20 protein-coding genes are annotated in these 22,186 nt (G+C 61.7%); 19 read left to right on the forward strand and 1 reads right to left on the reverse strand.

Features of this window, described 5'->3' with window-relative positions:
* Positions 1-52 precede the first annotated feature (52 nt).
* The 19 genes from FHX76_RS08850 (at position 53) to FHX76_RS08940 (ending at position 21,517) form a co-directional block, all read left to right on the forward strand.
* Positions 53-1,072, forward strand: coding sequence for an ABC transporter permease subunit (locus tag FHX76_RS08850; protein ID WP_208402478.1), 1,020 nt, complete (start codon positions 53-55; stop codon positions 1,070-1,072).
* Positions 1,073-1,093: 21 nt separating this feature from the next.
* Entirely contained in the window at positions 1,094-2,302 is a 1,209-nt protein-coding gene (gene mtnK / locus FHX76_RS08855; RefSeq protein WP_167149915.1) for an S-methyl-5-thioribose kinase, read from the forward strand.
* Positions 2,295-2,936: a class II aldolase/adducin family protein gene (locus FHX76_RS08860; RefSeq protein ID WP_167149917.1), complete on the forward strand. Its 642-nt coding sequence runs from the start codon at positions 2,295-2,297 to the stop codon at positions 2,934-2,936. Before mtnK ends, FHX76_RS08860 begins: the two co-directional genes overlap by 8 nt.
* 24 nt (positions 2,937-2,960) lie before the next feature.
* On the forward strand, positions 2,961-4,940 hold the full coding sequence (locus FHX76_RS08865) for a bifunctional aldolase/short-chain dehydrogenase (protein ID WP_167149919.1): 1,980 nt from the start codon (positions 2,961-2,963) through the stop codon (positions 4,938-4,940).
* 198 nt (positions 4,941-5,138) lie between these two features.
* Complete coding sequence (locus FHX76_RS08870) at positions 5,139-6,008, forward strand: phosphoribosylaminoimidazolesuccinocarboxamide synthase (RefSeq protein ID WP_167149921.1); 870 nt, start codon at positions 5,139-5,141, stop codon at positions 6,006-6,008.
* Positions 6,009-6,285: 277 nt separating this feature from the next.
* Positions 6,286-7,116, forward strand: coding sequence for a VOC family protein (locus FHX76_RS08875; RefSeq protein ID WP_167150466.1), 831 nt, complete (start codon positions 6,286-6,288; stop codon positions 7,114-7,116).
* A 91-nt stretch (positions 7,117-7,207) separates the two neighbouring features.
* A complete protein-coding gene (locus FHX76_RS08880) occupies positions 7,208-8,188 on the forward strand; it encodes a FecCD family ABC transporter permease (RefSeq protein ID WP_167150465.1) in 981 nt (326 codons plus the stop codon).
* Entirely contained in the window at positions 8,185-9,018 is an 834-nt protein-coding gene (locus FHX76_RS08885; RefSeq protein ID WP_208402479.1) for a heme ABC transporter ATP-binding protein, read from the forward strand. Before FHX76_RS08880 ends, FHX76_RS08885 begins: the two co-directional genes overlap by 4 nt.
* A 92-nt stretch (positions 9,019-9,110) precedes the next feature.
* Positions 9,111-10,457: a glycosyltransferase 87 family protein gene (locus FHX76_RS08890; RefSeq protein WP_167149925.1), complete on the forward strand. Its 1,347-nt coding sequence runs from the start codon at positions 9,111-9,113 to the stop codon at positions 10,455-10,457.
* A 9-nt stretch (positions 10,458-10,466) separates the two neighbouring features.
* Complete coding sequence (gene purS, locus FHX76_RS08895) at positions 10,467-10,721, forward strand: phosphoribosylformylglycinamidine synthase subunit PurS (protein WP_167149927.1); 255 nt, start codon at positions 10,467-10,469, stop codon at positions 10,719-10,721.
* Positions 10,721-11,422 (forward strand): phosphoribosylformylglycinamidine synthase subunit PurQ, encoded by a 702-nt coding sequence (gene purQ / locus FHX76_RS08900; protein ID WP_167149929.1) that lies wholly within the window; start codon positions 10,721-10,723, stop codon positions 11,420-11,422. The genes purS and purQ overlap by 1 nt, the downstream gene beginning before the upstream one ends.
* Positions 11,423-11,521: 99 nt before the next feature.
* Positions 11,522-12,337: a TrmH family RNA methyltransferase gene (locus tag FHX76_RS08905; protein ID WP_167149931.1), complete on the forward strand. Its 816-nt coding sequence runs from the start codon at positions 11,522-11,524 to the stop codon at positions 12,335-12,337.
* A gap of 322 nt (positions 12,338-12,659) precedes the next feature.
* Positions 12,660-13,646, forward strand: coding sequence for an ABC transporter substrate-binding protein (locus FHX76_RS08910; protein WP_208402480.1), 987 nt, complete (start codon positions 12,660-12,662; stop codon positions 13,644-13,646).
* Positions 13,647-13,739: 93 nt separating this feature from the next.
* Positions 13,740-14,732, forward strand: coding sequence for an ABC transporter substrate-binding protein (locus FHX76_RS08915; RefSeq protein ID WP_167149935.1), 993 nt, complete (start codon positions 13,740-13,742; stop codon positions 14,730-14,732).
* 185 nt (positions 14,733-14,917) lie between these two features.
* Positions 14,918-16,201 (forward strand): uracil-xanthine permease family protein, encoded by a 1,284-nt coding sequence (locus FHX76_RS08920; RefSeq protein WP_167149937.1) that lies wholly within the window; start codon positions 14,918-14,920, stop codon positions 16,199-16,201.
* A gap of 63 nt (positions 16,202-16,264) precedes the next feature.
* Positions 16,265-17,278, forward strand: coding sequence for an ABC transporter permease subunit (locus FHX76_RS08925; RefSeq protein ID WP_167149939.1), 1,014 nt, complete (start codon positions 16,265-16,267; stop codon positions 17,276-17,278).
* The gene (locus tag FHX76_RS08930; RefSeq protein WP_167149941.1) at positions 17,278-18,069 is read left to right on the forward strand and encodes an ABC transporter ATP-binding protein; all 792 of its coding nucleotides are present in this window, start codon (positions 17,278-17,280) and stop codon (positions 18,067-18,069) included. The genes FHX76_RS08925 and FHX76_RS08930 overlap by 1 nt, the downstream gene beginning before the upstream one ends.
* 227 nt (positions 18,070-18,296) lie before the next feature.
* Positions 18,297-20,606 carry a phosphoribosylformylglycinamidine synthase subunit PurL gene (purL, locus tag FHX76_RS08935; RefSeq protein WP_167149943.1) on the forward strand — a complete coding sequence of 770 codons (2,310 nt, stop codon included), beginning with the start codon at positions 18,297-18,299 and terminating at the stop codon, positions 20,604-20,606.
* A 266-nt stretch (positions 20,607-20,872) separates the two neighbouring features.
* Positions 20,873-21,517, forward strand: a complete 645-nt coding sequence (locus FHX76_RS08940; protein ID WP_167149946.1) for a hypothetical protein — start codon at positions 20,873-20,875, stop codon at positions 21,515-21,517.
* Here the strand turns inward: FHX76_RS08940 and FHX76_RS08945 are convergent, their stop codons facing one another.
* Positions 21,518-22,168 (reverse strand): YigZ family protein, encoded by a 651-nt coding sequence (locus FHX76_RS08945; RefSeq protein WP_167149948.1) that lies wholly within the window; start codon positions 22,166-22,168, stop codon positions 21,518-21,520.
* Positions 22,169-22,186: the final 18 nt, after the last annotated feature.

Here is a 22,186-nt window from a genome sequence, read left to right on the forward strand (position 1 = left end):
CACCGATTTACACCCGCCGCCCTCGGACGGCAACAGAGAAAGCGAAAATCACGTGAACGCTGCGACCATCCGCCAGCCCGGTAAAACGGGCGTATCGATTACGGACCTCCTCGTCCGCTACGGGGTGCTTGCCATGGCCCTCGTCTTGACGGTGTACTTCATTGCGGTCATCCCCAACTTTGGCTCCTTCGGCACAATCGCCTCGATCTTCCAGGCGCAAGCCGTCGCCGCAATCGCTGCCCTCGGCATGACGCTCGCCGCGATTGTTGGCGACCTCGACCTCTCCGTCGGTGCGACCGCAGGCCTCTCCGTGACCGTTGCGGCCATGGTCATGATCCGGTTCAATCTCACGGGCGTCACGGCCGTCATCTGCTGTCTTCTTGCCGGGCTCATCGTCGGCTGCCTCAACGCCGTGCTCATTGTCTTCCTGAAGATTCCAGAGTTGCTCGCAACCCTCGGCGTTATGTTCACCGTGCAGGGCCTCAAGAAGTGGCTCGTTGATGGCCAGACGCTCACCACCGGAATGACCCTCCCCAACGGCGAAAAGATGCCGGGAAAGTTCGACAGCAGCTTCAGCGCGATCGACGGCAATAAGCTCTTTGGCATCCCGATCTCGGTTGTAGTGTTCATCGTGATTGCGATCGTGATGTGGATTTTCCTTGAGCGCACACGCTTCGGCCGCATCTTCTACGCGGTTGGTGGCAACCCTGAGGCAGCTCGTCTCGCCGGGGCACGGGTCAACCGCTTCCGCTTCGCCGCCTACGCCATCTCGGGTGTGCTGGCCTCGGTTGCCGGCATCATCCTCGCCTCGCGCCTCCGCCAGGGCGACGTGACGGCCGGCGACTCGGTGCTGCTGGATGCCGTTGCCATGACCCTCATCGGCTTCGCGGTACTTGGTGCCCGCAAGCCGAACGTACTCGGCACGGTAGTGGGAGCGATCTTCATTGGCGTGCTACTGCAGGGCCTCACCCAGTCGGGCCTCAGCTACTTCACGCAGGACCTCATCAAGGGCGTCGTGCTGCTGCTGTCGCTCATCCTTTCGTTCTCACTCTCCAAAAAGAAAACCAAATAGGTCGCGGAAGGACTGAACCTAATGACAAACGAAATGCTGACCGTCGAATCCGTGGCGACGTACATTAACACCCGCGAACCACTCACAGGCCTCATCGATACCACGTCGATGACGGTTGCCGAGGTTGGCGATGGAAACCTCAACCAGGTGTTCCTCTGCGAAGACGATGCCGGCAGGAAGCTGGTGCTCAAGCAGGCGCTCCCCTACGTCAGGCTTGTCGGGCCGGCCTGGCCGATGACCGTCGACCGAGCCGCCCGCGAGGCACACGCCCTCACGACCCATTCGGCCCTTGCCCCGGAGCTGGTGTGCAGGGTCATTGACTACAACCCTGACGAATACGTGCTCGCGCTTGAAGACCTCTCCGATCACGAGGTCTTCCGCACGAGACTCAACGCCGGTGGCGACCATGCCGGGGTTTTCGAGGCCGTCAGCCGCCTCACCGCCAAGGTGCTGTTTGGCACGTCATGGCTCGCCCTCGGCGAAGAAGGGTTCCGCTTGCAGGCGGCCGAAACGACCAACTCCGAGCTGTGTCTCATCACCGAAGAACTCGTACTCACCGAGCCGTATGTTGGCGGCGAGCGCAACTCGGTGCATCCAACGATTAAGGGGCTCGTGAGCGAGCTCCAAGCAGACGACGCCTGGATCGCCGCCGCCATGCAGATGAAGCGTCGCTTCCTGACCTGCCAAGAAGCGCTCGTGCACGGCGACCTGCACACCGGCAGCATCTTTGTGCGGGGCACCGAGAACTCGGCCGATTTCTCGGTGCGGGCGTTCGACTCCGAGTTCGCCTTCTACGGCCCGATTGGTCTCGACCTCGGCCTGCTCTGGGCAAACATCATTGCCGCTGCCGCCCGTGCAAGCGCCCTCGGCGAGGATGATCGCGCCACCTCGCTGCTGCAGACGATCGAGCCGTCGTGGAATGCCTTCGTTGCGGAGCTGCGCGCGCTGTGGCCAAGCAGGGTCAAGCCTGCTGAGTATCCGGATGCCTTCCTCGAGTCGTGGCTCGCGAGCATCCTCGACGATGCCCTCGGCTTTGCCGGCGCGGAATGCTGCCGCCGAATCATTGGGCTCGCAAAGCTCAGCGACATTGAGTCGCTGCCGGAAGATCGGTACGCCGCGGGCGCTGGCGTGGTGCTCCGAGTTGGACGCTCGCTGCTGATCAACCGTTCTGCCCGCGAGCTCTCCACGTACCTTGACGAGTTCAACGCCGAACGAGCAGCAAATGTCTGATGCACGCATCGGCACGGAATGGGATGAGACCATTGCGGCCTTCCGCAGCGTAGGCAAGGCCGGGGTTCGACAGAATCTGGTGATCGCAAGCGGCGGAAACTTCTCGGCAAGGGACCTCGTAACCGGCAACATCCTCGTCACCGCCTCAGGCACGTTCCTTGACGACGTCACCCGCGAGGGGCTCAGCCTGCTCAACGAGCGGGGAGAACACATCGCGGGAGCTGCGCCCTCAAGCGAGTGGCGACTGCACCACGAGACGTATCGCGCACGGCCGGATGCCACCGTGATCTTGCATCTGCATCCCGAGGTGAGCGTCACGGTGGATGCGCTAGGTCAGCCCATCCGCCAGCTCACCCTCGATCACGTGGCCTACGTTCCCAAAATCGGTCGCATCCCGTTCTACCCAAACGGCTCAACCGAGCTCGCGGTTGAGGCGGCAAAGGCCATGCGCGATTGCGACTGCATCATCCTCGGCAACCACGGTTGCTCGGTGCTGAGCACGAGCGTTGCGGACGCGTTCCGCAAGGCCCAGAACCTCGAACAGGCCGCACGAATGACCATGAGTTTGCTCGCGCTCGGCGACACCACAACAGAGTTTCCGCAGGAACTGCGGGCAACCGCGGTTCACCGGTAGCCACCCCTATATAAGGACACACGAATGAAGAACCTCTGGCGCAGTGCGCCCTCCACCATCTCAGCACTTGACGAATGCGTGCTTGGCTCCCAAACGATCGGCGCCCACGAGGACCTCGTGCTGCACGGCGGCGGAAACTCATCGATCAAAGACACCGTCACCGACCTCACTGGCAAACCCGTCGAGGTGCTCTACGTGAAGGGCAGCGGCTGGGACATGGCAACAATCAAGCCGCAGGGATTTGCGCCGCTGCGCATGGAGCGCCTCCGCGAGCTGCTGATGGTCGACAGCATCACCGACAGCGAACTTGTGAACGAGCTGCGCTGCGCCATGACCAACGCAAAGAGCCCTGACCCTTCGATTGAGTCGCCGCTACACGCCCTGCTGCCCTACCGAGCTGTGCTGCACTCACACGCGGACGCCATCGTGAGCATCACCAATCAGCCGGAACCAGAGAAGCTCGTTCGCGAGCTCTACGGCGATTCGGTTGTCGTGATTCCCTACGTCATGCCCGGTTTTGAGCTTGCCAAGGTCTGCAACGAGCTGTGGCCACAGCAGGCGCACGAAGGCACCGTCGGCATGGTGCTGCTCAACCACGGGCTATTCACGTTTGGCGAGACCATGGAGGAGGCGTACTCCCGCCATGTTGAGCTGATCAGCGCGGCGGAAGGCTTCATCGCGGCAGGTGGGACTAGACCTGCGGCGGATGCCTCTGGCTCGGTCAGCACACCCTCGGCCGTTGGTGTCGCCGAACTCCGCAAGAGCCTCTCCGAGCACGCTGGCCGCCCGCTGATCGTGAGCCACGAGGCAGGCGAAGCCACCATGGCGTTTGTCACCAGGCCTGATCTCTCGGACGTCGCACGGCGCGGGCCGGCAACGCCCGACCACATCATCCGCACCAAGCAGCTCCCGCTCGTAGCCACGAATGCCTCGGCCAAGGATGTTGCCGCCTACGTTGCCGAATACACCGAGTACTTCGAACGCAACCGCGGCCGCTCGGCAGACCCGGTTTCGCTGCTCGACCCAACGCCACGCTTCATCCTCGACAGCGCGCACGGGATGTTCACGGTTGGCAAGACCAAAAAGGATGCCAACATCGTGCGCGACATCGCGACGCACACGTTTGGCATCATCAACAACGCCAACGCAGTTGGCAACTATACGGCCCTGAGCGAGGGCGAACTCTTCGACGTTGAATACTGGGAACTTGAGCAGGCGAAGCTCCGCATGGGCGGTGCTGCTCCAGAGTTGACGGGCCAGGTGGCGCTTGTCACTGGCGCCGCGTCGGGCATCGGACGTGCGTGCGCCGAATACCTCATCTCGCTCGGGGCGAGCGTCGTTGGTATCGATATCTCGCCGAGCGTTGCCACGACGTTCTCTGGGCCGCAGTGGCTTGGGCTGCAGGCGGACGTCTGCGATAAGGCTGCGCTCGACGCCGTCATCACCGAGACCGCGCTGGCCTTTGGCGGGCTCGACATTCTCGTTGTTGCCGCAGGAATCTTTGCGCAGAGCTCACCGATCTCAGACCTTGACTCGGATGTGTGGGACCGCACCCTCGCGATCAATGTGAGCTCGGTTCAGCGACTCTTTGCGAAGGCCCACCCACTGCTGAAGCTGTCGCCCGCCGGCGGCAAGGTTGCCATTATCGGCTCCAAGAATGTCGCGGCCCCTGGCCCCGGCGCTGCCGCGTATTCAGCCTCGAAAGCCGCTCTGACACAGCTCGGACGTGTCGCCGCCCTCGAATGGGCGCCAGACGGCATCCGGGTGAACACCGTGCATCCCGATGCCGTCTTCGACACAGCCCTCTGGACACCGGAGCTGCTGGCGGAACGCGCCGCAAAATACGGCGTCAGCATCGACGAGTACAAGCGCCGCAACCTGCTCTCAACCGAGGTCACGAGCCTGCACGTCGCTCGCATGGTTGGCGTCATGTGCGGTGCTGTGTTCTCGGCGACGACCGGCGCGCAGGTTCCGGTTGATGGCGGCAATGAGCGGGTGGTCTAGCCAGCTTCGTCCGCATCCCGGAAACGGGGCGGTCCGTTTACCCTCGGCCGCCCCGTAACGGCTCGTCACAATTTGTCAGAACTCAGGTTCAGCATCTCCCAATGCGACAGGTTGTGGCGAGTCGTCTTTGTGTGCGCGCTGAGACCCCGCTGCAATGGTTCAGCGGCAGGTTCGAGGGAGTGCAAGAATAGTCGGGTGATGAGCGAAAACACCAAATCGAACCTACCCGGCTGGACACACGCATACTCCGGAAAGGTCCGCGACCTCTACGAGCCCGCCGACGGCAGCGTCGACCGCCTGCTCGTTGTTGCGAGCGACAGGGTGAGCGCCTTTGATTTTGCCCTAGAGCCCGGAATCCCAGGCAAGGGCGCGCTGCTCACCCAGCTCTCGAAATGGTGGTTCGATCAGCTCGATGTCCCAAACCATCTTGTTGATGAGCCTGCCCCCGAGGCGGTTGCCGACCGAACCATGGTCACGACCAAGCTTGAGATGTACCCCATCGAATGCGTGGTTCGCGGCTACCTCACCGGAAGCGGCTGGGCCGAGTACCAGGTCAGCCAGAGCGTCTGCGGAGTTCCGCTCCCCGCCGGCCTGACCGATGGCGACCGCCTGCCAGAGCCTATCTACACCCCCGCTTACAAGGCGCCGCTCGGGGAGCACGACGAAAACATCAGCTTCGAGCAGAGCGTTGAGCTCGTTGGCGCGGATGTTGCTGCCGCACTTCGCGACGCATCCCTTGCAATCTTTCGAGCGGCATCCGACATCGCAGAGCAGCGTGGCGTGATCCTCGCCGACACCAAATTCGAATTTGGTGCACATCCGGTAACTGGCGAACTGACCCTCGGCGACGAGGTACTGACCAGCGATTCGAGCCGCTACTGGGATGCCGAGGCCTATTCAACAGGCACGACTCCCGCCGAGCGCATGGCCAGCTTTGATAAGCAGATTGTGCGCGACTGGTTGAGCGCCAACTGGGACAAGACTGGCACGCCTCCGGTTTTGCCCGCCGAGATTGTTGAGCAGACCGCGGCGCGTTACCGCGAACTCATCGAACGCCTAACCCGCTAGCCAGCCCCGCCTGTTCCTCGTTTATTCCCAGCGAGCATCCCCACCCCTCGCTCGCGGGGTGCACTTTGCCTCGTGGGGTGCACTTTTTTGCACCCCACGAGCAAAAACGCGCCCCACGAGCTAGTCCACAAACGAGTATTGCTTGAAGCTTCAAGTTAAGTTATTGTTGAAGTGTCAATCAAATAGGCAAGTAGGCAAGGTAGGGATCGTGGATACGCAGAGCAAGCAGGCGGCAACAACGCAGTCGAAGAGCGACATCCTTGCCGCGAATACCCGCATGGGCGCCGTCACACTCAAGGTTGGCAACCTCGACAACATGATCGACTACTACCACCGCGGCGTTGGCCTGCAGGTGCTGAGCCACGACACCGCAAGCGCCACGCTCGGCAGGGCAGGCATCCCAACACTCAACCTGGCGTACGCCCCCGAGCTCAAACACGCCCCAGCAAACTCCGCTGGACTCTTCCACACTGCAATCCTCTTTCCGGAGCAGTCCGAGCTCGCCGCCTCTGTGTACTCGGTAGCCCGCAACTTTGGCCAGTCGTTCACCGGCAGCAGCGACCACCTCGTGAGCAAGGCGCTCTACTTCGACGATCCAGAAGGCAACGGCGTCGAACTCTACTGGGACCGCCCCCGCGACGAATGGACCTGGCGCGACGGCTCGGTCGCCATGGCAACCGAATACCTCGACCCCAACGCGTTCCTCACGGAACACCTCACACCAGAAGGCAGCGAGGTTGTTGCTGACACCGCGGCATCCGTTGGCCACGTTCACCTCAAGGTTGGCGACATCGCAACGGCAGAGCAGTTCTACGTTGACACGGTTGGCTTTGAGGTCACCACTCGCTACGGTGCGCAGGCGCTTTTCGTCGCTGCGGGCGGCTACCACCACCACCTCGGCATGAACACCTGGCAGAGCAAGGGTGCCGGCGACCGCACGCCCGCGCTCGGTCTCGGCGAAGTCTCGGTAGCTCTTCCTGGGCTGGATGACGTCGGCGCACTCGAGCAGCGCCTCGCGTCGCGCGGGGTCGCCACACGCCACGACGGCCAGGAGCTCCTCTTCAACGACCCGTGGCAAAATACCGTCCGAGTGCGAGTCTCGGCATAAGCACATAGGTTTGGCTAACCTGAAGTTTGGGTAGACTACTCTGGTGCGTCGTTCCCTCCTGAATTTGGGCCTCATCATCGCGTTGATCGCGATGGTGCTCGTGTCGGCAGGTGCGGGACAACTCAGCATCAGCCCGCTTGAGGTGTTTGGTGCCATCATGCACCGCATCGGGCTCGACATCGGGCCTATGCCGGCGAGCGAAACGGCAGAACTCGCGCTCTGGACCGTCCGGTTCCCGCGCATCGTCATGGCGCTGCTCATCGGGGCAGCGCTCTCGGTGTCAGGAATGCTCATGCAGGCAATCTTCGGCAACCCCCTCGCGGAGCCGGGCGTTGTTGGCGTTTCCTCAGGTGCCGCGCTTGGCGCCGCAGCGACGATCGTGTTTGGCTGGACCTTTTTCGGCGGTTGGACGATCGCCGTGACCGCCTTTATTGCCGGCCTCATCGCGACGCTCCTCGTCTACCTCATGAGCCGCGCCAACGGCAAAACCGAGGTCGTCACCCTCGTTCTCACCGGCATTGCGGTCAATGCCTTCGCCGGCGCTGGCCTTGCATTCCTGACGTTTCTCGGCGATTCCGCGTCGCGCGAGCAGATCGTATTTTGGCAGCTTGGAAGCCTTAACGGTTCGCGCTGGGACCAGGTCCTGATCGTGCTTCCTCTTGTCATCATCGGCATTGTCTGCGCAATTATTGTTGCGCGCCAGCTCGACCTGCTCTCGCTTGGCGAGCGCAGCGCACGGCACCTCGGCGTCAACGTCGAGCTCCTGCGCATTTTTGTCATTGTTGTTGTCGCCCTACTCGTGAGTGGTGCGGTCGCCTTTGCCGGGGTTATCAGCTTCGTCGGCCTTGTCATCCCTCACCTCATGCGAATGGTCCTTGGCCCGGCACACGGCCCGCTGCTCTTCGCCAGCCTCCTTGGCGGCTCCCTGCTTCTGGTCACGGCCGACCTCATCGCGCGCACCGCCGTAGCAAACGCTGACCTCCCCATTGGGATGCTCACCTCCCTCGTTGGTGGACCATTCTTCTTCTGGCTCCTCCGCCGCACCCGCAAGCGTTCGGGAGGATGGGCATGATCACCAACAAGCACCACCGCATCATCCCGGCGCCACTTGAACGCGGTGAGATTGCGATCCAGGCGAAGGGCATCACGGTGCACGTCTCGGACCGCGACCTCATTAGCGAGGTTGATCTCACGGTACGTGCTGGCGAAATCCTCGCGCTCATCGGCCCTAACGGCGCGGGAAAATCAACGCTGCTTGGCGCGCTGACTGGCGACAACCACATCAGCACTGGCTCCATCGAGGTTGCCGGCACCCCACTCAAAGACTGGACACTTAAGCAACTCGCCCGCCGCCGCGGAGTCTTACTACAGGACAACGGGGTCTTTTTCCCGTTCACCGTTGAAGAAGTGGTCGAGATGGGTCGCGCACCCTGGCAGGGTACCGAACTCGACAATGATGACGAAGACGCCATCAACGAGGCCATCAGGGCCACCGATATCGATCACCTTCGACGCCGCCACGTGCCATCGCTCTCTGGCGGCGAGCGCGCCCGCACGGCCTTTGCCAGAGTGACGGCGAGCAGAACCGGCATCCTGCTGCTCGACGAGCCAACGGCCGCGCTCGATCTCAAACACCAAGAGGATGTGCTTGCCCTCACAAAGCAGCGCGCGGCCGAGGGCGACGCAGTTGTCATCGTGCTGCACGACCTCGGGCTCGCGGCGGCCTACGCCGACACCATTATGCTGCTCGAAAACGGCAAGGTTGCCGCAACAGGAACCCCGGCAGAAGTGCTCACCGCTGAGCGCATCTCGCAGGTCTACGAACACCCGGTCGAGGTCTTCCCTCACCCAACAACTGGGGCCCTCATCGTGCAGCCGATCAGGGCATTTCCAACCGTGTAGATCGCACACACAGTAAATATTCAGTATCAACCTCCTCGCAATTCGATACAGTCAAGTGCCTGCTTCCCCCACGGGCCAACTGAGATTTTGAGGTGATCCGCATCCCTTCTCCAAGCCCGATTGGCGATTACGCCCAGCCACATAAGCGGCTCGCTCGCGAGCAAGATGCCGCACCGCCCAAAGCGCCAACCAAGCGCTCAACGATCTATGCGTTCGTGATGCGGCCCCGCGGCATCGTGTGGGGGTTTGCGATCATGCATGTCGCATACCTTGCTGCACTGCTGCCAACAATCATTGCCGGCGAGGTCCTCGGTGATCTTCCGCTCTACCGCTACTGGGCCCAACTCTCGCTTGAGACCGGCCTGTGGCAGGGCATCCATACCGAATGGGTGTATCCGATCGGCGCAACACTCCCGATTGTTGGAGCCAACCTGCTCGGGCCGCAGCTCTACCAACTCCTCTGGCTGCTCCTCACCACCGTGCTCAACTGGCTGGCCGTCTGGGTGCTGACCGACCGGCTCCGGAACACAGCTGCGTTCCCCGCAGCCTGGTGGTGGATGCTGCTTAACCTCGCGCTCAGCCCCGTCGCGCTCCTGCGCCTCGAAGGTGTCTCATCTCCCCTCGTTGTCATAGGGCTTGTCCTTCTCGCACGGCGGCCGATAGTTGCCACTATCGTGCTGTCCATCGCGACCTGGATCAAGGTGTGGCCGGCGGCGGTGCTGCTTGCGATCGTTGGCGCCTCGCCGAGACGCATCCTCGTTATCATCACCGGCGCCGCGACAACAGCTGTGATTGTCCTTGCCACCTGGGCGGGCGGCGGGCTCAACCACATTATGAGCTTCATCACGATGCAGTCAGACCGGCAGCTGCAGCTCGAAGCGCCCATAACGACACCCTGGGTTTGGCTTGCCGCGCTGCACCAGCCTGGAACCACGAGTTACCACAACTACGAGATCTCAACCCGTGAGGTGATGGGCCCAGGCACAAGCCTCGCGGTGCATGCCATGACCCCGCTCATGTTCATCGCGATCGCCCTTATTTTTGTCATGATGATGTTTGCGCTTCGTCACAAGGCAGAGACGTCGCAGCTCATCTTCATGGGATCCCTTGCCCTCGTGACGGCGTTCATCGTCTTTAATAAGGTCGGCTCGCCCCAATACATCCTCTGGATTACCCCCGTCATTGCCGTTGGCCTCATCGGTCACGCCCGCGAATGGCGATTTGCCGCCTGGCTCGTTGCCATCATTGGCGTGCTGACGACGCTCATCTACCCAATTTTCTACATGCCGCTCATCGCGGGAAACCTGTGGGTGACCACGCTCCTCACTGTGAGAAACCTGCTGCTTGTTGTGCTGCTGTGCTGGGCGATTGGCAAGCTCTGGAACATGAGCATGAAGCCTCCCCGCACCGCGGCCTATCCGGCTGGCGTGTCAGTCTAAGATAGAACCATGCCCAAGATTGTTGTTGATGTAATGCCTAAAGCCGAGCTGCTTGACCCTCAGGGAAAAGCCGTTACCGGCGCACTCAACCGCCTCGGAACGAGCGGTATCAGCGAAGTTCGGATCGGAAAGCGCTTTGAGCTGACCACCGACGGCCCCGTCACCGACGAACTGCGTGCCCAGGTGCAGCAGATTGCCGACGACATCCTTTCGAACTCCGTCATCGAAGACGTTGTAAACATTGACTTTGGAGCCGACGCGTAATGACCACCAAAATCGGTGTCATCACGTTCCCCGGCTCACTCGACGAGCGTGACGCCCAGCGCGCCGCCCGCATGGCCGGCGCAGAAGCCGTCGCACTGTGGCACGGCGAACACGACCTCAAGGGTGTCGACGCCATCGTGCTCCCCGGCGGGTTCAGCTACGGAGACTACCTCCGTGCTGGCGCCATCGCGGCCGTCTCGCCCATCATGAGCGAGGTAATCGATGCAGCAAACAAGGGCATGCCAGTGCTCGGCATTTGCAACGGCTTCCAGATGCTGGCAGAGGCGCACCTGCTGCCAGGAGGCCTCATCCGCAACGCCCACCAGCAGTTCATCCGCCGCGACCAGGCCCTCCGTGTCGAAAACGCCAACACGGCGTGGACCAACGAGTTCAGCGCCGGCGACGAGATCATCATCCCGCTCAAGAACGGCGACGGCGGATTCATCGCCGACGACGAAACGCTCAAGCGCGTTGAGGGCGAAGGCCAGGTTGCCTTCCGCTACATCGGGGTCAATCCAAACGGTTCGCTCAACGACATCGCCGGTCTCACCAACGAGCGCGGCAACGTTGTTGGCCTCATGCCGCACCCAGAGCACGCGATCGAAGCCGGTTTTGGTCCCGACACGAGCGAGGCAATGCGCTCCGGCGTTGACGGCCTTCGCTTCTTCACGAGCGCCCTCAAAGCGCTGCAGAGCGTCTAACCGCAGACACGAACACGCAAAACGGCGGGCCTCCCACTCGGGAGGGCCCGCCGTTTTGCTCAGCGCCCGTTCAATCACGCAGGGAGCAGTCCTCCAACTATGAGCATCATTCCTATCGACTCGCTCGCTGACCCAAGGCTCACCGATTTTGCGCATCGCACCGATGTCGCCCTCAAACACGACCAGAAGACCGAGCACGGCCTGTATATCGCCGAGTCGGCGCTGGTTCTCGAGCGTGCGCTTCGTGCTGGCCACCAGCCTCGGGCGGTATTGTCGCTTGGCGGAACAACGGATGAGGCGCAACGGCTCCTTGCCCTGCATCCGGAAACCCCAGTGTTCACCGGGCCTGGCGAGCTCCTCGCCGAACTCACCGGCTACGAACTCCACAGGGGCCTCATCGCCTCGCTCGACCGCCCGCCCCTGCCAGACCCCGCCGACTTGCTGCGCGATTCGAGTCTCGTTGTCATTATCGAGAATGTGGTTGACCCCACCAATGTTGGCGCGATCTTTCGGTCGGTTGGGGCCATCGGCGCCGACGCGGTGTTTGTGACCGAACGCTGCTCAGACCCGTTTTATCGCAGGGCCATCAGGGTGAGCATGGGAACTGTGCTGCAGGTACCGTGGACGCGAGTGCCAGGCTGGGCCGAAACGCGTGAGTTGCTGCATGCCAACGATTTTGAGATCGCCGCGCTGGCGCTCACCGACGACGCTGTGAGTCTCCGCGATTATGCAGCTACCATCGCCGGTTCGGGCAAGCGGGTCGCTCTCGTGCTTGGCACCGAAGGCGCTGGGCTCACCCCTGAGGCGATCGAGGCTGCGGATGTTGTGGTGCAGATCCCGATGAAGCACGGCATCGATTCGCTCAACGTTGCCGCGGCAAGCGCAGTCGCTATCTGGGCGCTCGGCGAGGCCTAACCGCACCGTGGCGGCCTGCCTTGGCCGCCCAGCGATAATTCCACGATTCCTCCCGTTTTCACCACAGACGTCTCTGCCACCTCGCCAAAGTCAAGACTTTTGAGCGCTATACGAGCCAGTTCTCTGCATTCTGTCTCGTAAATCATCACGCCACGGGAGCCAAACAGGAGCTTTGTCCCGTCGCAGCGTCTGCGGCTTGGTCTACTGTAGACATCAGGTGCCAATGACGGCGCCGTGCAGGCCACTGCGGTACCAAGCCGCGGCCGCAACCCGTCCCGCAGCAACAGAAGTGTAGGTCACAGTGATCCCCAAGAAATCCCTTTTGTCCGTCGCCGCCCTCGGCGTTGTCTCGGCGCTCGCTCTCAGCGGATGCTCCTCCGACAACTCGGATGACAAGAGCTCAGACAGCTCGGCCAAAGACAGTATTACGATCGGCATCAGCCAGTACGTCACGCATCCATCGCTCGACGCGACGGCCGTTGGTTTTAAGAAGGCGCTCGAAGACGCCGGCTACGTTGAGGGCGAAACCGTCACCTACGACGAGCAGAACGCTCAGGCCGACCAGGCAACCGTGACCACCATCTCCGGCAACATGGCCGACAGCGACCTCGACCTCGTGCTTGCCATCGCAACACCAAGCGCGCAGGCCGCGGCGCAGTCCATCACCAACATCCCTGTCCTCTTTACCGCAGTTACCGACGCGGTCGAAGCTGGACTGGTTGAGAGCAACGACAAGCCGGGGTCGAACGTCACCGGCACCAGCGACCTCACGCCCGTTGCCGAGCAGTTTGACCTCATCCGTGAGATCCTGCCAGACGCCAAAAAGGTTGGCATCATCTACAGTTCCGGCGAGGTCAACTCCGAAATCCAGGTAGATCTGGCCAAAGAGGCAGCAAAGGATCTTGGCATCACCATCAGCGAAGCTGTAATTAGCGACGCCAGCGAGATCACCAACGCCGTTGATGGACTGAAAGACGTCGACGCGATCTACGTCCCGACAGACAACAAGGTTGTCGCCGGCATCGAGGCCGTCGTGAAGTTCTCAGAAGACAACAAGATTCCGCTGTTCGCCGGCGATGCGGCGACCGTTGAGCGCGGCGCAGCCGCGACAACGGGCATCAACTACGAAGACCTCGGCTACCAGACCGGCGAGATGGCTGTTCGCATCCTCAAGGATGGCGCAGACCCAGCAACCATGCCGGTTGAGGTTCTTTCAAAGACGACGCTGAGCATCAACCCTGAGGCCGCAGAGCGCATGGGCTTCACGATTCCTGAGGCAGTTGTCTCACGCGCAGACGAAACGTACTAACGAATCGTTCTCTTTCCCGTGCGGTTTGGGTCTGATTGCCTAGGGCGATCAGGCCCAAACCTGACCAGTTCAGCCACAACAGCAAGGTTCCCCATGAAGTCAAAGTCCCTCCTCTCAGCCGCCGCTCTCGGGCTCGCGGCCGCGCTCACCCTGACATCGTGCGCGAGTTCGAACGATGACAAGGCAGTTGATGCCGAGGCAATCACCATCGGTATTACGCAGATTGCAGAGCACCCGTCACTCGACGCAATCCGCGAGTCGTTCAAGAAGGCCATCACCGATGCCGGTTATGTCGAGGGCAAGACCGTCATCTTTGACGAGCAAAACGCCCAGGGTGACCAAAACGTGGCTGCCACCATTGCAGGTGGTTTTGTTGAGAAGAAGGTCGACATGATTGTCGCCATTGCCACGCCAACGGCACAGGCCGCGGTTCAGGCGACAACCGACATCCCCGTCGTGTTCTCTGCCGTGACCGACCCCATTGGCGCTGGAATCGTCGAGTCAATGGAGAAGCCTGGTGGCAACGTGACCGGCACAAGCGACCAGAGCCCGATGGATAAGCAGGTTGACCTCATCCTCGAAGCGGTACCAGACACAAAGACCATCGGGGCTGTCTTCAGCTCAGGCGAGATCAACTCTGCCACGCAGATCGATCAGCTCGAGGAGGCGGCAAAGGCGAAGGGAATCACGGTCAAGCGCGCACCAGCCAGCAACGGCAACGAGATTGCGACGGCCGCCTCAACGCTCGACGACGTAGATGCCATATTCGTGCCAAACGACAACACTGTTGTTTCTGGTATCGAAGCAGTACTGGCTTTTGGTGAGTCCAACAAGATTCCCGTCTTCACCAGCGACGCCGACAGCGTCGAGCGCGGTGCGGTTGCCACCTACGGCGTTGACTACGCCAAACTTGGCGAACAGACAGGGGCTATGGCCCTCAGCATCCTCGACGATGGCAACAACCCCGGCGAGATGCCGGTTGAGACCATCACAACCGTTGAGCTCATCGTCAACCCAGAAGCGGCAGAGCGCATGGGGCTCACCCTGCCAGAGTCAATCGTCTCGCGGGCAGACCAAGTGCTCTAGGCCATGAATTGTGGATGCCCGTGCTCGGCCGTTCTGTAAATTGACGGTTGTGTAATACAGTTTTCACAGATCGAGGATCACTTCGTGGTCCCACCGGCTTCCCCTCACCGGTCCAGCGCAGCAGCGTTGGACCGGTGAGTTCTGTTCGCACTCCCTGTTCGCACTAGCACGAGGAACAACTCCCTATGAGCAAGCCCATCCTGCCCTGGACGCTGCACGGCGACGGCCGTACCGTCGAAAATAACGCTGTTGTTGCACCAGGAGAACGCCTCGTCTGGGGTCGCACCATTGGCATTGGCATGCAGCACGTTGTCGCCATGTTTGGCGCGACGTTCCTTGTGCCGCTGCTCACCGGATTCCCCGCGAGTACGACCCTGTTCTTCTCCGGCATCGGAACCATCCTGTTCCTGCTCATCACCAAGAACCGGATGCCAAGCTACCTTGGTTCCTCGTTTGCGTTCATCGCCCCGATCACCGCTGCCCTCGCGACCGATGGTATGGGCAACGCCCTGTTTGGCATCTTCGCCGTTGGTGTATTGCTCGCCCTCGTTGGCGTCATCGTACAGATCACCGGCACCGGCTGGATTGACTCGCTCATGCCCCCGGTTGTTGCCGGAGCCATCGTTGCGCTTATTGGTTTCAACCTGGCACCCGCCGCCTACAGCAACTTTGAAAAAGCCCCGCTGACCGGAGCGGTGACACTGGCAGCCGTTGTACTCAGCACCGTGCTCTTCCGCGGCATCATGGGCCGCCTCTCCATCTTTATCGGCGTTGTCATCGGCTACATCTTTGCCGCGATCATGGGCGAGGTCGATTTCAGCAAGGTCGCGGAGGCCGACTGGTTCGGCTGGCCAACCTTCGCGTTCCCAACCAACCCGTTTGTTGACCCATCAGTGCTCGGCATCCTGCCAGCGTTCCTTCCCGTCGTGCTTGTACTCATCGCAGAAAACGTTGGCCACATCCGCGGAGTTGCACAGATGACCGACCCGTCGCTCAACAAGCTCACGGGGCGCGCGCTGCTCGCAGACGGCCTCGCAACATCCATTGCCGGCTTCTTCGGAGGCTCGGGAACCACAACCTACGGCGAGAACATCGGCGTGATGGCCGCGACGCGCGTCTACTCAACCGCTGCGTACTGGGTAGCCGGCATCTTCGCCATCCTGCTTGGCCTCTCTCCAAAGGTTGGCGAGATCATCTTCACAATCCCCGCCGGCGTGCTTGGCGGCGTGACGACGGCGCTGTATGGTCTGATCGGAATCATCGGTGTGAAAATTTGGCTCGACAACAAGGTTGATTTCAGCCGTCCCGTCAACCAGTTCACGGCGGCAACCGCGCTCATCATCGGTATCGCCAACTTCACGGTTGTCTTCGGCGACGTGGTCTTCAACGGCATCGCGCTCGGCTCCGTCGCCGCAATCGTGGTGTACCACGTGATGAACGCAATCGGGCGCTGGCGCAAGACCGCCTAACCTTCGCAACGCTAAACTGTACGGGCATCCCCCGCAGACCGCACAACTAGATGGAGTTCACCGGTGATCGCTGCCCTCGAGCTTGGGCTCATTTACGCCGTCATGGCCCTCGGCGTGTATCTCACGTTCCGCATCCTGAATTTCCCCGACCTCACGGTTGACGGAAGCTTCACGACGGGCGCTGCCATCGCGGCAAAACTCATCATCGATGGGGTGCCGCCTGCCATTGCAACGCTCGCGGGCTTTGTAGGCGGGGCGCTTGCCGGCCTGGTGACAGGACTGCTGCATACCAAGGGCAAGATCAACGGACTGCTTGCCGGTATTCTCACCATGATCGCGCTGTACTCCATCAACCTGCGCATCATGGAGAAATCCAACCTGCCGCTCCTGCGCGAAGACACCATCTTCACGCCGCTGCAGGAGTTTGACCTGTTGAAGACGGGTTGGTCGGTTGCCATCCTGCTGCTCGCGGTGTTCCTCATCAAGCTGATCATCGATTGGTTCCTGACGACAAACATCGGGCTCGCCGTTCGCGGAACCGGTGACAACGAGCAGATGGTGCGCAGCTTTGGCGTGAACACCGATAACAGCAAGATCCTCACGCTCATGCTCTCGAACGGGCTTGTTGGGCTCTGCGGGGCCATCGTTGCGCAGTACCAGGGCTTTGCAGACATCAGCATGGGCATCGGGCTCATCCTCATCGGCCTTGCCTCCGTGATTCTTGGCAATGCGCTCGTTGGCAACCGAGGCATTTTTGTCACGACGCTTTCGGTCATCCTCGGTGCCGTGCTCTACCGCCTCGTGATCTACGCGGCCCTCAACGCCGGGCTGAACGCCAACGACATGAAGCTCATCTCGGCGATCCTTGTGATCATCGCGCTCATGCTGCCGCGCTGGGGATTCCTCAAGAAATTTGCGATTCGCCGCGAGATCAAGGCAGAGGCCGAGGTCGCGGGAGTGGATGAAGCGCACCTCGCAAACGCGGATGTTGCGTCGGCGAGGCCTTCCGTTCGCGCGGCATCCACGAGCCAATCGTCAGAACCAACCGCCTCCGACCGAAGCGAGGGGAGCAACTAATGCTGCAGATCTCCGAAGCCCGCAAGACCTTCTTTGCTGGGACCATCAACGAGAAGCCGGCGCTCCGCTCCATCAGCCTCACGCTGGCGGCGGGCGAGTTTGCGACCATCATCGGCAGCAACGGTGCCGGAAAATCGACCCTGCTGAACTCGATCGCTGGCACCCTTCCGCTCGACACCGGAACCGTCACTATCGACGGCACCGTGGTCAACCGGATGAATGATTCGAAGCGGGCCAAATACATCGGTCGAGTCTTCCAGGACCCTTCGGCCGGCACAGCGCCAACACTCACGATTGAGGAAAACCTCGCGATCGCCCTTCGCCGGGGCACTCGCAGGGGCCTCGGCAAGGGCGTTACAAGCGCACGCCGAGACCGCTTCCGCAACGAACTTGCGTCGCTTGAGCTTGGACTCGAAAACCGCCTCACGGCAAAAGTAGGGCTGCTCTCCGGCGGGCAGCGGCAGGCGCTTTCGCTGCTCATGGCGACGTTTACGCAGCCGAGCATCCTGCTCTTGGACGAGCACACCGCCGCCCTCGACCCGCAACGCGCCGACCTCGTGACGCGCCTCACCGAATCCGTGGTCAAGCAGCACTCGCTCACAACCCTCATGGTGACGCACAACATGGAGCAGGCCCTCCGCGTTGGCAACCGCCTGCTCATGATGCACGACGGCCGCATCATCCTCGACCTGAATGCCGCGCAGAAGGCCCGAACCACGGTCGCTGACCTGCTCGGTGAGTTCGAGAAGATCAAGGGCGCCTCGCTCGACGACCGCACGCTGCTGGCGTAGCATCCCGCGCTTGCCGCCCCACGCAGATTCTCCCTACGATCGAGGTCGCAATGGATGCTGTGTTTTCGCAAAAACGCAACATAAATTGCGACCTCGATCTGGTGTGGGCGACGCGGGGCATCCGGGTGCAAGCGTGACGAGGGACAGTCGCCGCTGAGCAGGATAGACTAAAGCAGTCTTGGCATCCCTCGAGTCGAACTGGCTCCGTTTTGAATAGGCTCCTTCGCGTGACTGAAACCGCTGCATCGTCCATTCCCGTTCCCGATACCGTTGCTAACGCACTGGCTACCCCCGAGAAAGAGCAGCCATACGGCGCGCTTGGCCTCAAGCCAAACGAGTACGAGAGCATCAAAGAGATCCTTGGCCGCCGCCCAACGTCGGGTGAGCTCGCCATGTACTCGGTCATGTGGAGCGAGCACTGCTCCTACAAGTCGAGCAAAAAGTACCTTCGTCAGTTTGGCAAGAAGGTCAGCCCAAAGATGACCGAAAAGCTCATGGTCGGCATGGGCGAAAACGCGGGTGTTGTGGATGTTGGTGAGGGCTGGGCCGTCACGTTTAAGGTCGAGAGCCACAACCACCCCAGCTACATCGAGCCGTTCCAGGGCGCCGCAACCGGCGTTGGCGGCATCGTTCGTGACATCATCTCGATGGGCGCCCGCCCGGTAGCCGTCATGGACCAGCTCCGTTTTGGCAAGATCGACGACCCAGACACCGCTCGTGTTGTGCACGGCGTGGTCTCGGGCATCAGCTTCTACGGCAACTGCCTTGGCCTGCCAAACATCGGCGGCGAGACCTACTTTGACCCGGTATATCAGGGCAACCCGCTCGTGAACGCACTCTCGGTCGGCGTGCTTCGCCACGAAGACTTGCACCTCGCAAACGCTTCTGGAGTTGGCAACAAGGTGGTGCTCTTCGGCGCACGCACCGGCGGCGACGGCATTGGTGGAGCATCCATCCTCGCCTCGGATTCCTTCGACGATGGCGGCCCAACCAAGCGCCCAGCTGTGCAGGTTGGCGACCCCTTTGCCGAGAAGGTACTCATCGAGTGCTGCCTTGAGCTCTACCGCGACGAGCTGGTTGAGGGCATCCAAGACCTGGGCGCCGCCGGCATCAGCTGCGCAACAAGCGAGCTTGCCGCAAACGGCGACGGCGGAATGTTTATCGAACTCGACAGCGTTCTGCTGCGCGACCCCTCACTCACGGCAGAAGAGATTCTGATGTCGGAGAGCCAGGAGCGCATGATGGCGGTTGTGGCCCCCGAAAAGCTCGAGGCCTTCCTCGCTGTGACCAAAAAGTGGGATGTTGAGACGAGCGTGCTCGGTCACGTCACCGACACCGGCCGTTTGGTTATCAACTGGCACGGCGAAGAAATTGTCAACGTTGACCCAAACACGGTTGCGGTTGACGGCCCGGTCTACGACCGCCCGGTTGCCTACCCCACGTGGATCGACGCTCTGCAGGCAGACAGCGCCGTGAAGTTCTCGCGCGATGTGAACGCCGACGAGCTGCGTTCGCAGTTCTTGCAGCTCGTAGCAAGCCCAAACCTGGCCGACAAGAGCTGGGTCACCAACCAGTACGACTACTTCGTTGGTGGCAACACCGCGCTGAGCTTCCCCGACGACGGCGGAATGATCCGCGTCGACGAAGAGTCAGGTCTTGGCTTTGCCATCGCAACCGACGCCAACGGCCGCTACTGCCAGCTTGACCCGTACCGCGGTGCGCAGCTTGCGCTTGCCGAGGCGTACCGCAACGTCGCCGTCACCGGCGCGATCCCTGCGGCCGTCACCGACTGCCTCAACTTTGGTAGCCCCGAGAACCCAGAAGTCATGTGGCAGTTCTCGCAGACCGTTGAGGGCCTCTCGGATGCCTGCCTCGAGCTTGAGGTCCCCGTCACCGGCGGAAACGTATCCTTCTACAACCAGACAGGCGACACCCCAATCTTCCCAACGCCAGTTGTTGGCGTGCTCGGCATCATCGATAACGTCGCCCGCCGCGTGCCAAGCGGCTGGCAGGACGAGGGCCACAACATCTACCTGCTCGGAACCACCGCGCTTGAGCTCGACGGCTCGGCCTGGGCCGGAACCGTTCACGACCACCTTGGTGGGCTCCCACCACAGGTTGACCTCGCTGGCGAAAAGAACCTGGCAGAGCTGCTGCAGGCTGGCATCCAGGGCGGCCTCATCGATTCGGCTCACGACCTCGCCGACGGTGGCCTCGCGCAGGCAGTTGCCGAGAGCGTCATGCGCTTCGGCGTTGGGGCCCGCGTCTGGCTCGACGAGATCATCGAACGCGATGGTGTTGACGCGCTGACCGCGCTCTTCTCAGAGAGCACCGGCCGTGTGATCGTCTCGGTTCCCCGCGAAGAAGACGTCAAGTTCAAGGGCCTGTGCGCCGGCCGCGAGTACCCAGTGCTGCGCATCGGCGTGACCGATGGCACCGACCTGCAGGTTCAGGACCTCTTCACTGTTGGCGTTGACGAGCTGCGCGCCACCTCGAAGGCGACCCTTCCTGCTCACTTTGGTCCGGTCATCGGCTAAGGTTTCGCCGCTCCGAGTACAAGACTCGTCGCGTGAAGGGGCAGTCCTGTCGCTGAGCGCTTCGGCCGAACAGATTGGTCGCAGATCCACGCACCGCCGCGTCTTTGGGTGGATCTGTGACCAATGTGTAGCGTCGAGGACGTTTCCGAGTCGAAGGATGCGCGCGATGGTCAGGAAACACATAGGTTCGCCATCGCCTTGGCAAAGGGTCGGTCCGTACCGTGGAACTACTTCAGCTTCAGGAGTTTTTCCACGAAAGGTGACCAATGAGCATCAACACGCACAACCAACAAACGGCCCGCCAGCACAACTCGCTCACTGAGCACCTCACAAACGGCCACGAATGGGCGTATTCCGCGCCGGAATCACGCATTCCCTCGACGGATGCCCGCACCGGGCCGGCCGAACATGAAAAGCCACAACCTGTGGATGCCGACCAGTCCCTCCCCACAGAGCCCCGCGAGTCAGCCGGCATGGAGGCAACGCCACCGTACCCTGCGGCCGAGCCGCCGCTGGGCTTCTCCCCAGCCGCGCATCCAACGGCAACACCACGAAGCCGCTGGCACCTCGCGAAGGGGGCGGTCCTCGGAAGTGCGGCCGCCATCCTCGTTGTCGGCCTCGGCAGCGGCGCGGCTATTGGCTGGGCAATGGGCAGCGCGGCGGCGGCACCCGACGGGTTTGGCACCATGCAGCCGGGGGAGCTTCCCGGTGGTGGCGAGTTTGGTGGGCCTCCAGCGGGCGGGCAAGGATCAGGCGGGCAGGGTTCAGGTAGTCAGCAAGGCCAGCTTGGGCAATCAGAACAGGGCGAATCCGAGCAGGGCTTTTCAGGCCAAAGCAGTGACGGCTCAACCGGATCCGGTTCCGATTATGAGCCGTCCAAAACGCAGGATTTCCCCGCACTCGATAGCTGATCAGACGGCTACCGTGACGTATCCGATTTCCCCAGCTTCAACGAGCGCTCGGCCTGCGCTGAGCTCAGCAACCCTGTGATTGAGTTGGTCAAGTTCGCCAGGTGGCAGTGCGAGTTGGAGGGTCACATCTGCTCCGTATTCGCTGTCTCTGACGACCCAACCCCTTCGATGTGATTCGGCTTCGATGAGCGCGGCCGCCGCGTAGTCCGTTGCAACGGCAACCTGGAGGCGTCGTTCCCGCACGACGATCGTTGCCGCATCAATCGATTCGGCGACGGATGCCCGATACGCACGGGTGAGGCCGCCAGCCCCCAGCAGGGTGCCACCAAAATACCGCACAACAACGGCAACCACATCGCTGAGCTCGGCCCCGAGAAGCGCCTCAAGCATTGGTGCCCCGGCCGTGCCGGAGGGCTCGCCGTCGTCATTGGTACGCTGCAGATCGCCCCGTGGCCCGATCACGAGGGCGCTGCAGTGATGCCGCGCCTTTGGGTGCAGCTTTCGCGCCTCGGCGATGGAATCGCGGGCTTCCTGCTCAGAGGATGCCGGACTCAGAAAACACAAGAACCGTGATCGCTTTATCTCGATCTCGGTCTCCACCGGCCGCAGAATGGTCCGATACGGCTCGGTTCCCGCTGTATCCGTTGTCACCCCATCAGGCTACACGGC

This window comes from Lysinibacter cavernae (assembly GCF_011758565.1).
Taxonomy (GTDB): Bacteria; Actinomycetota; Actinomycetes; order Actinomycetales; family Microbacteriaceae; genus Lysinibacter; species Lysinibacter cavernae.

What these genes read in the sequence shown, in the direction of transcription:
- FHX76_RS08915 (WP_167149935.1), top strand. Translation starts at nt 13,740, where the DNA reads ATGAAGTCAAAGTCCCTCCTCTCAGCCGCCGCTCTCGGGCTCGCGGCC.
- purQ (WP_167149929.1), top strand. Translation starts at nt 10,721, where the DNA reads ATGACCACCAAAATCGGTGTCATCACGTTCCCCGGCTCACTCGACGAG.
- FHX76_RS08905 (WP_167149931.1), top strand. Translation starts at nt 11,522, where the DNA reads ATGAGCATCATTCCTATCGACTCGCTCGCTGACCCAAGGCTCACCGAT.
- FHX76_RS08860 (WP_167149917.1), top strand. Translation starts at nt 2,295, where the DNA reads ATGTCTGATGCACGCATCGGCACGGAATGGGATGAGACCATTGCGGCC.
- FHX76_RS08940 (WP_167149946.1), top strand. Translation starts at nt 20,873, where the DNA reads ATGAGCATCAACACGCACAACCAACAAACGGCCCGCCAGCACAACTCG.
- purS (WP_167149927.1), top strand. Translation starts at nt 10,467, where the DNA reads ATGCCCAAGATTGTTGTTGATGTAATGCCTAAAGCCGAGCTGCTTGAC.
- mtnK (WP_167149915.1), top strand. Translation starts at nt 1,094, where the DNA reads ATGACAAACGAAATGCTGACCGTCGAATCCGTGGCGACGTACATTAAC.
- FHX76_RS08880 (WP_167150465.1), top strand. Translation starts at nt 7,208, where the DNA reads ATGGTGCTCGTGTCGGCAGGTGCGGGACAACTCAGCATCAGCCCGCTT.
- FHX76_RS08865 (WP_167149919.1), top strand. Translation starts at nt 2,961, where the DNA reads ATGAAGAACCTCTGGCGCAGTGCGCCCTCCACCATCTCAGCACTTGAC.
- FHX76_RS08870 (WP_167149921.1), top strand. Translation starts at nt 5,139, where the DNA reads ATGAGCGAAAACACCAAATCGAACCTACCCGGCTGGACACACGCATAC.
- FHX76_RS08930 (WP_167149941.1), top strand. Translation starts at nt 17,278, where the DNA reads ATGCTGCAGATCTCCGAAGCCCGCAAGACCTTCTTTGCTGGGACCATC.
- FHX76_RS08920 (WP_167149937.1), top strand. Translation starts at nt 14,918, where the DNA reads ATGAGCAAGCCCATCCTGCCCTGGACGCTGCACGGCGACGGCCGTACC.
- FHX76_RS08875 (WP_167150466.1), top strand. Translation starts at nt 6,286, where the DNA reads ATGGGCGCCGTCACACTCAAGGTTGGCAACCTCGACAACATGATCGAC.
- FHX76_RS08885 (WP_208402479.1), top strand. Translation starts at nt 8,185, where the DNA reads ATGATCACCAACAAGCACCACCGCATCATCCCGGCGCCACTTGAACGC.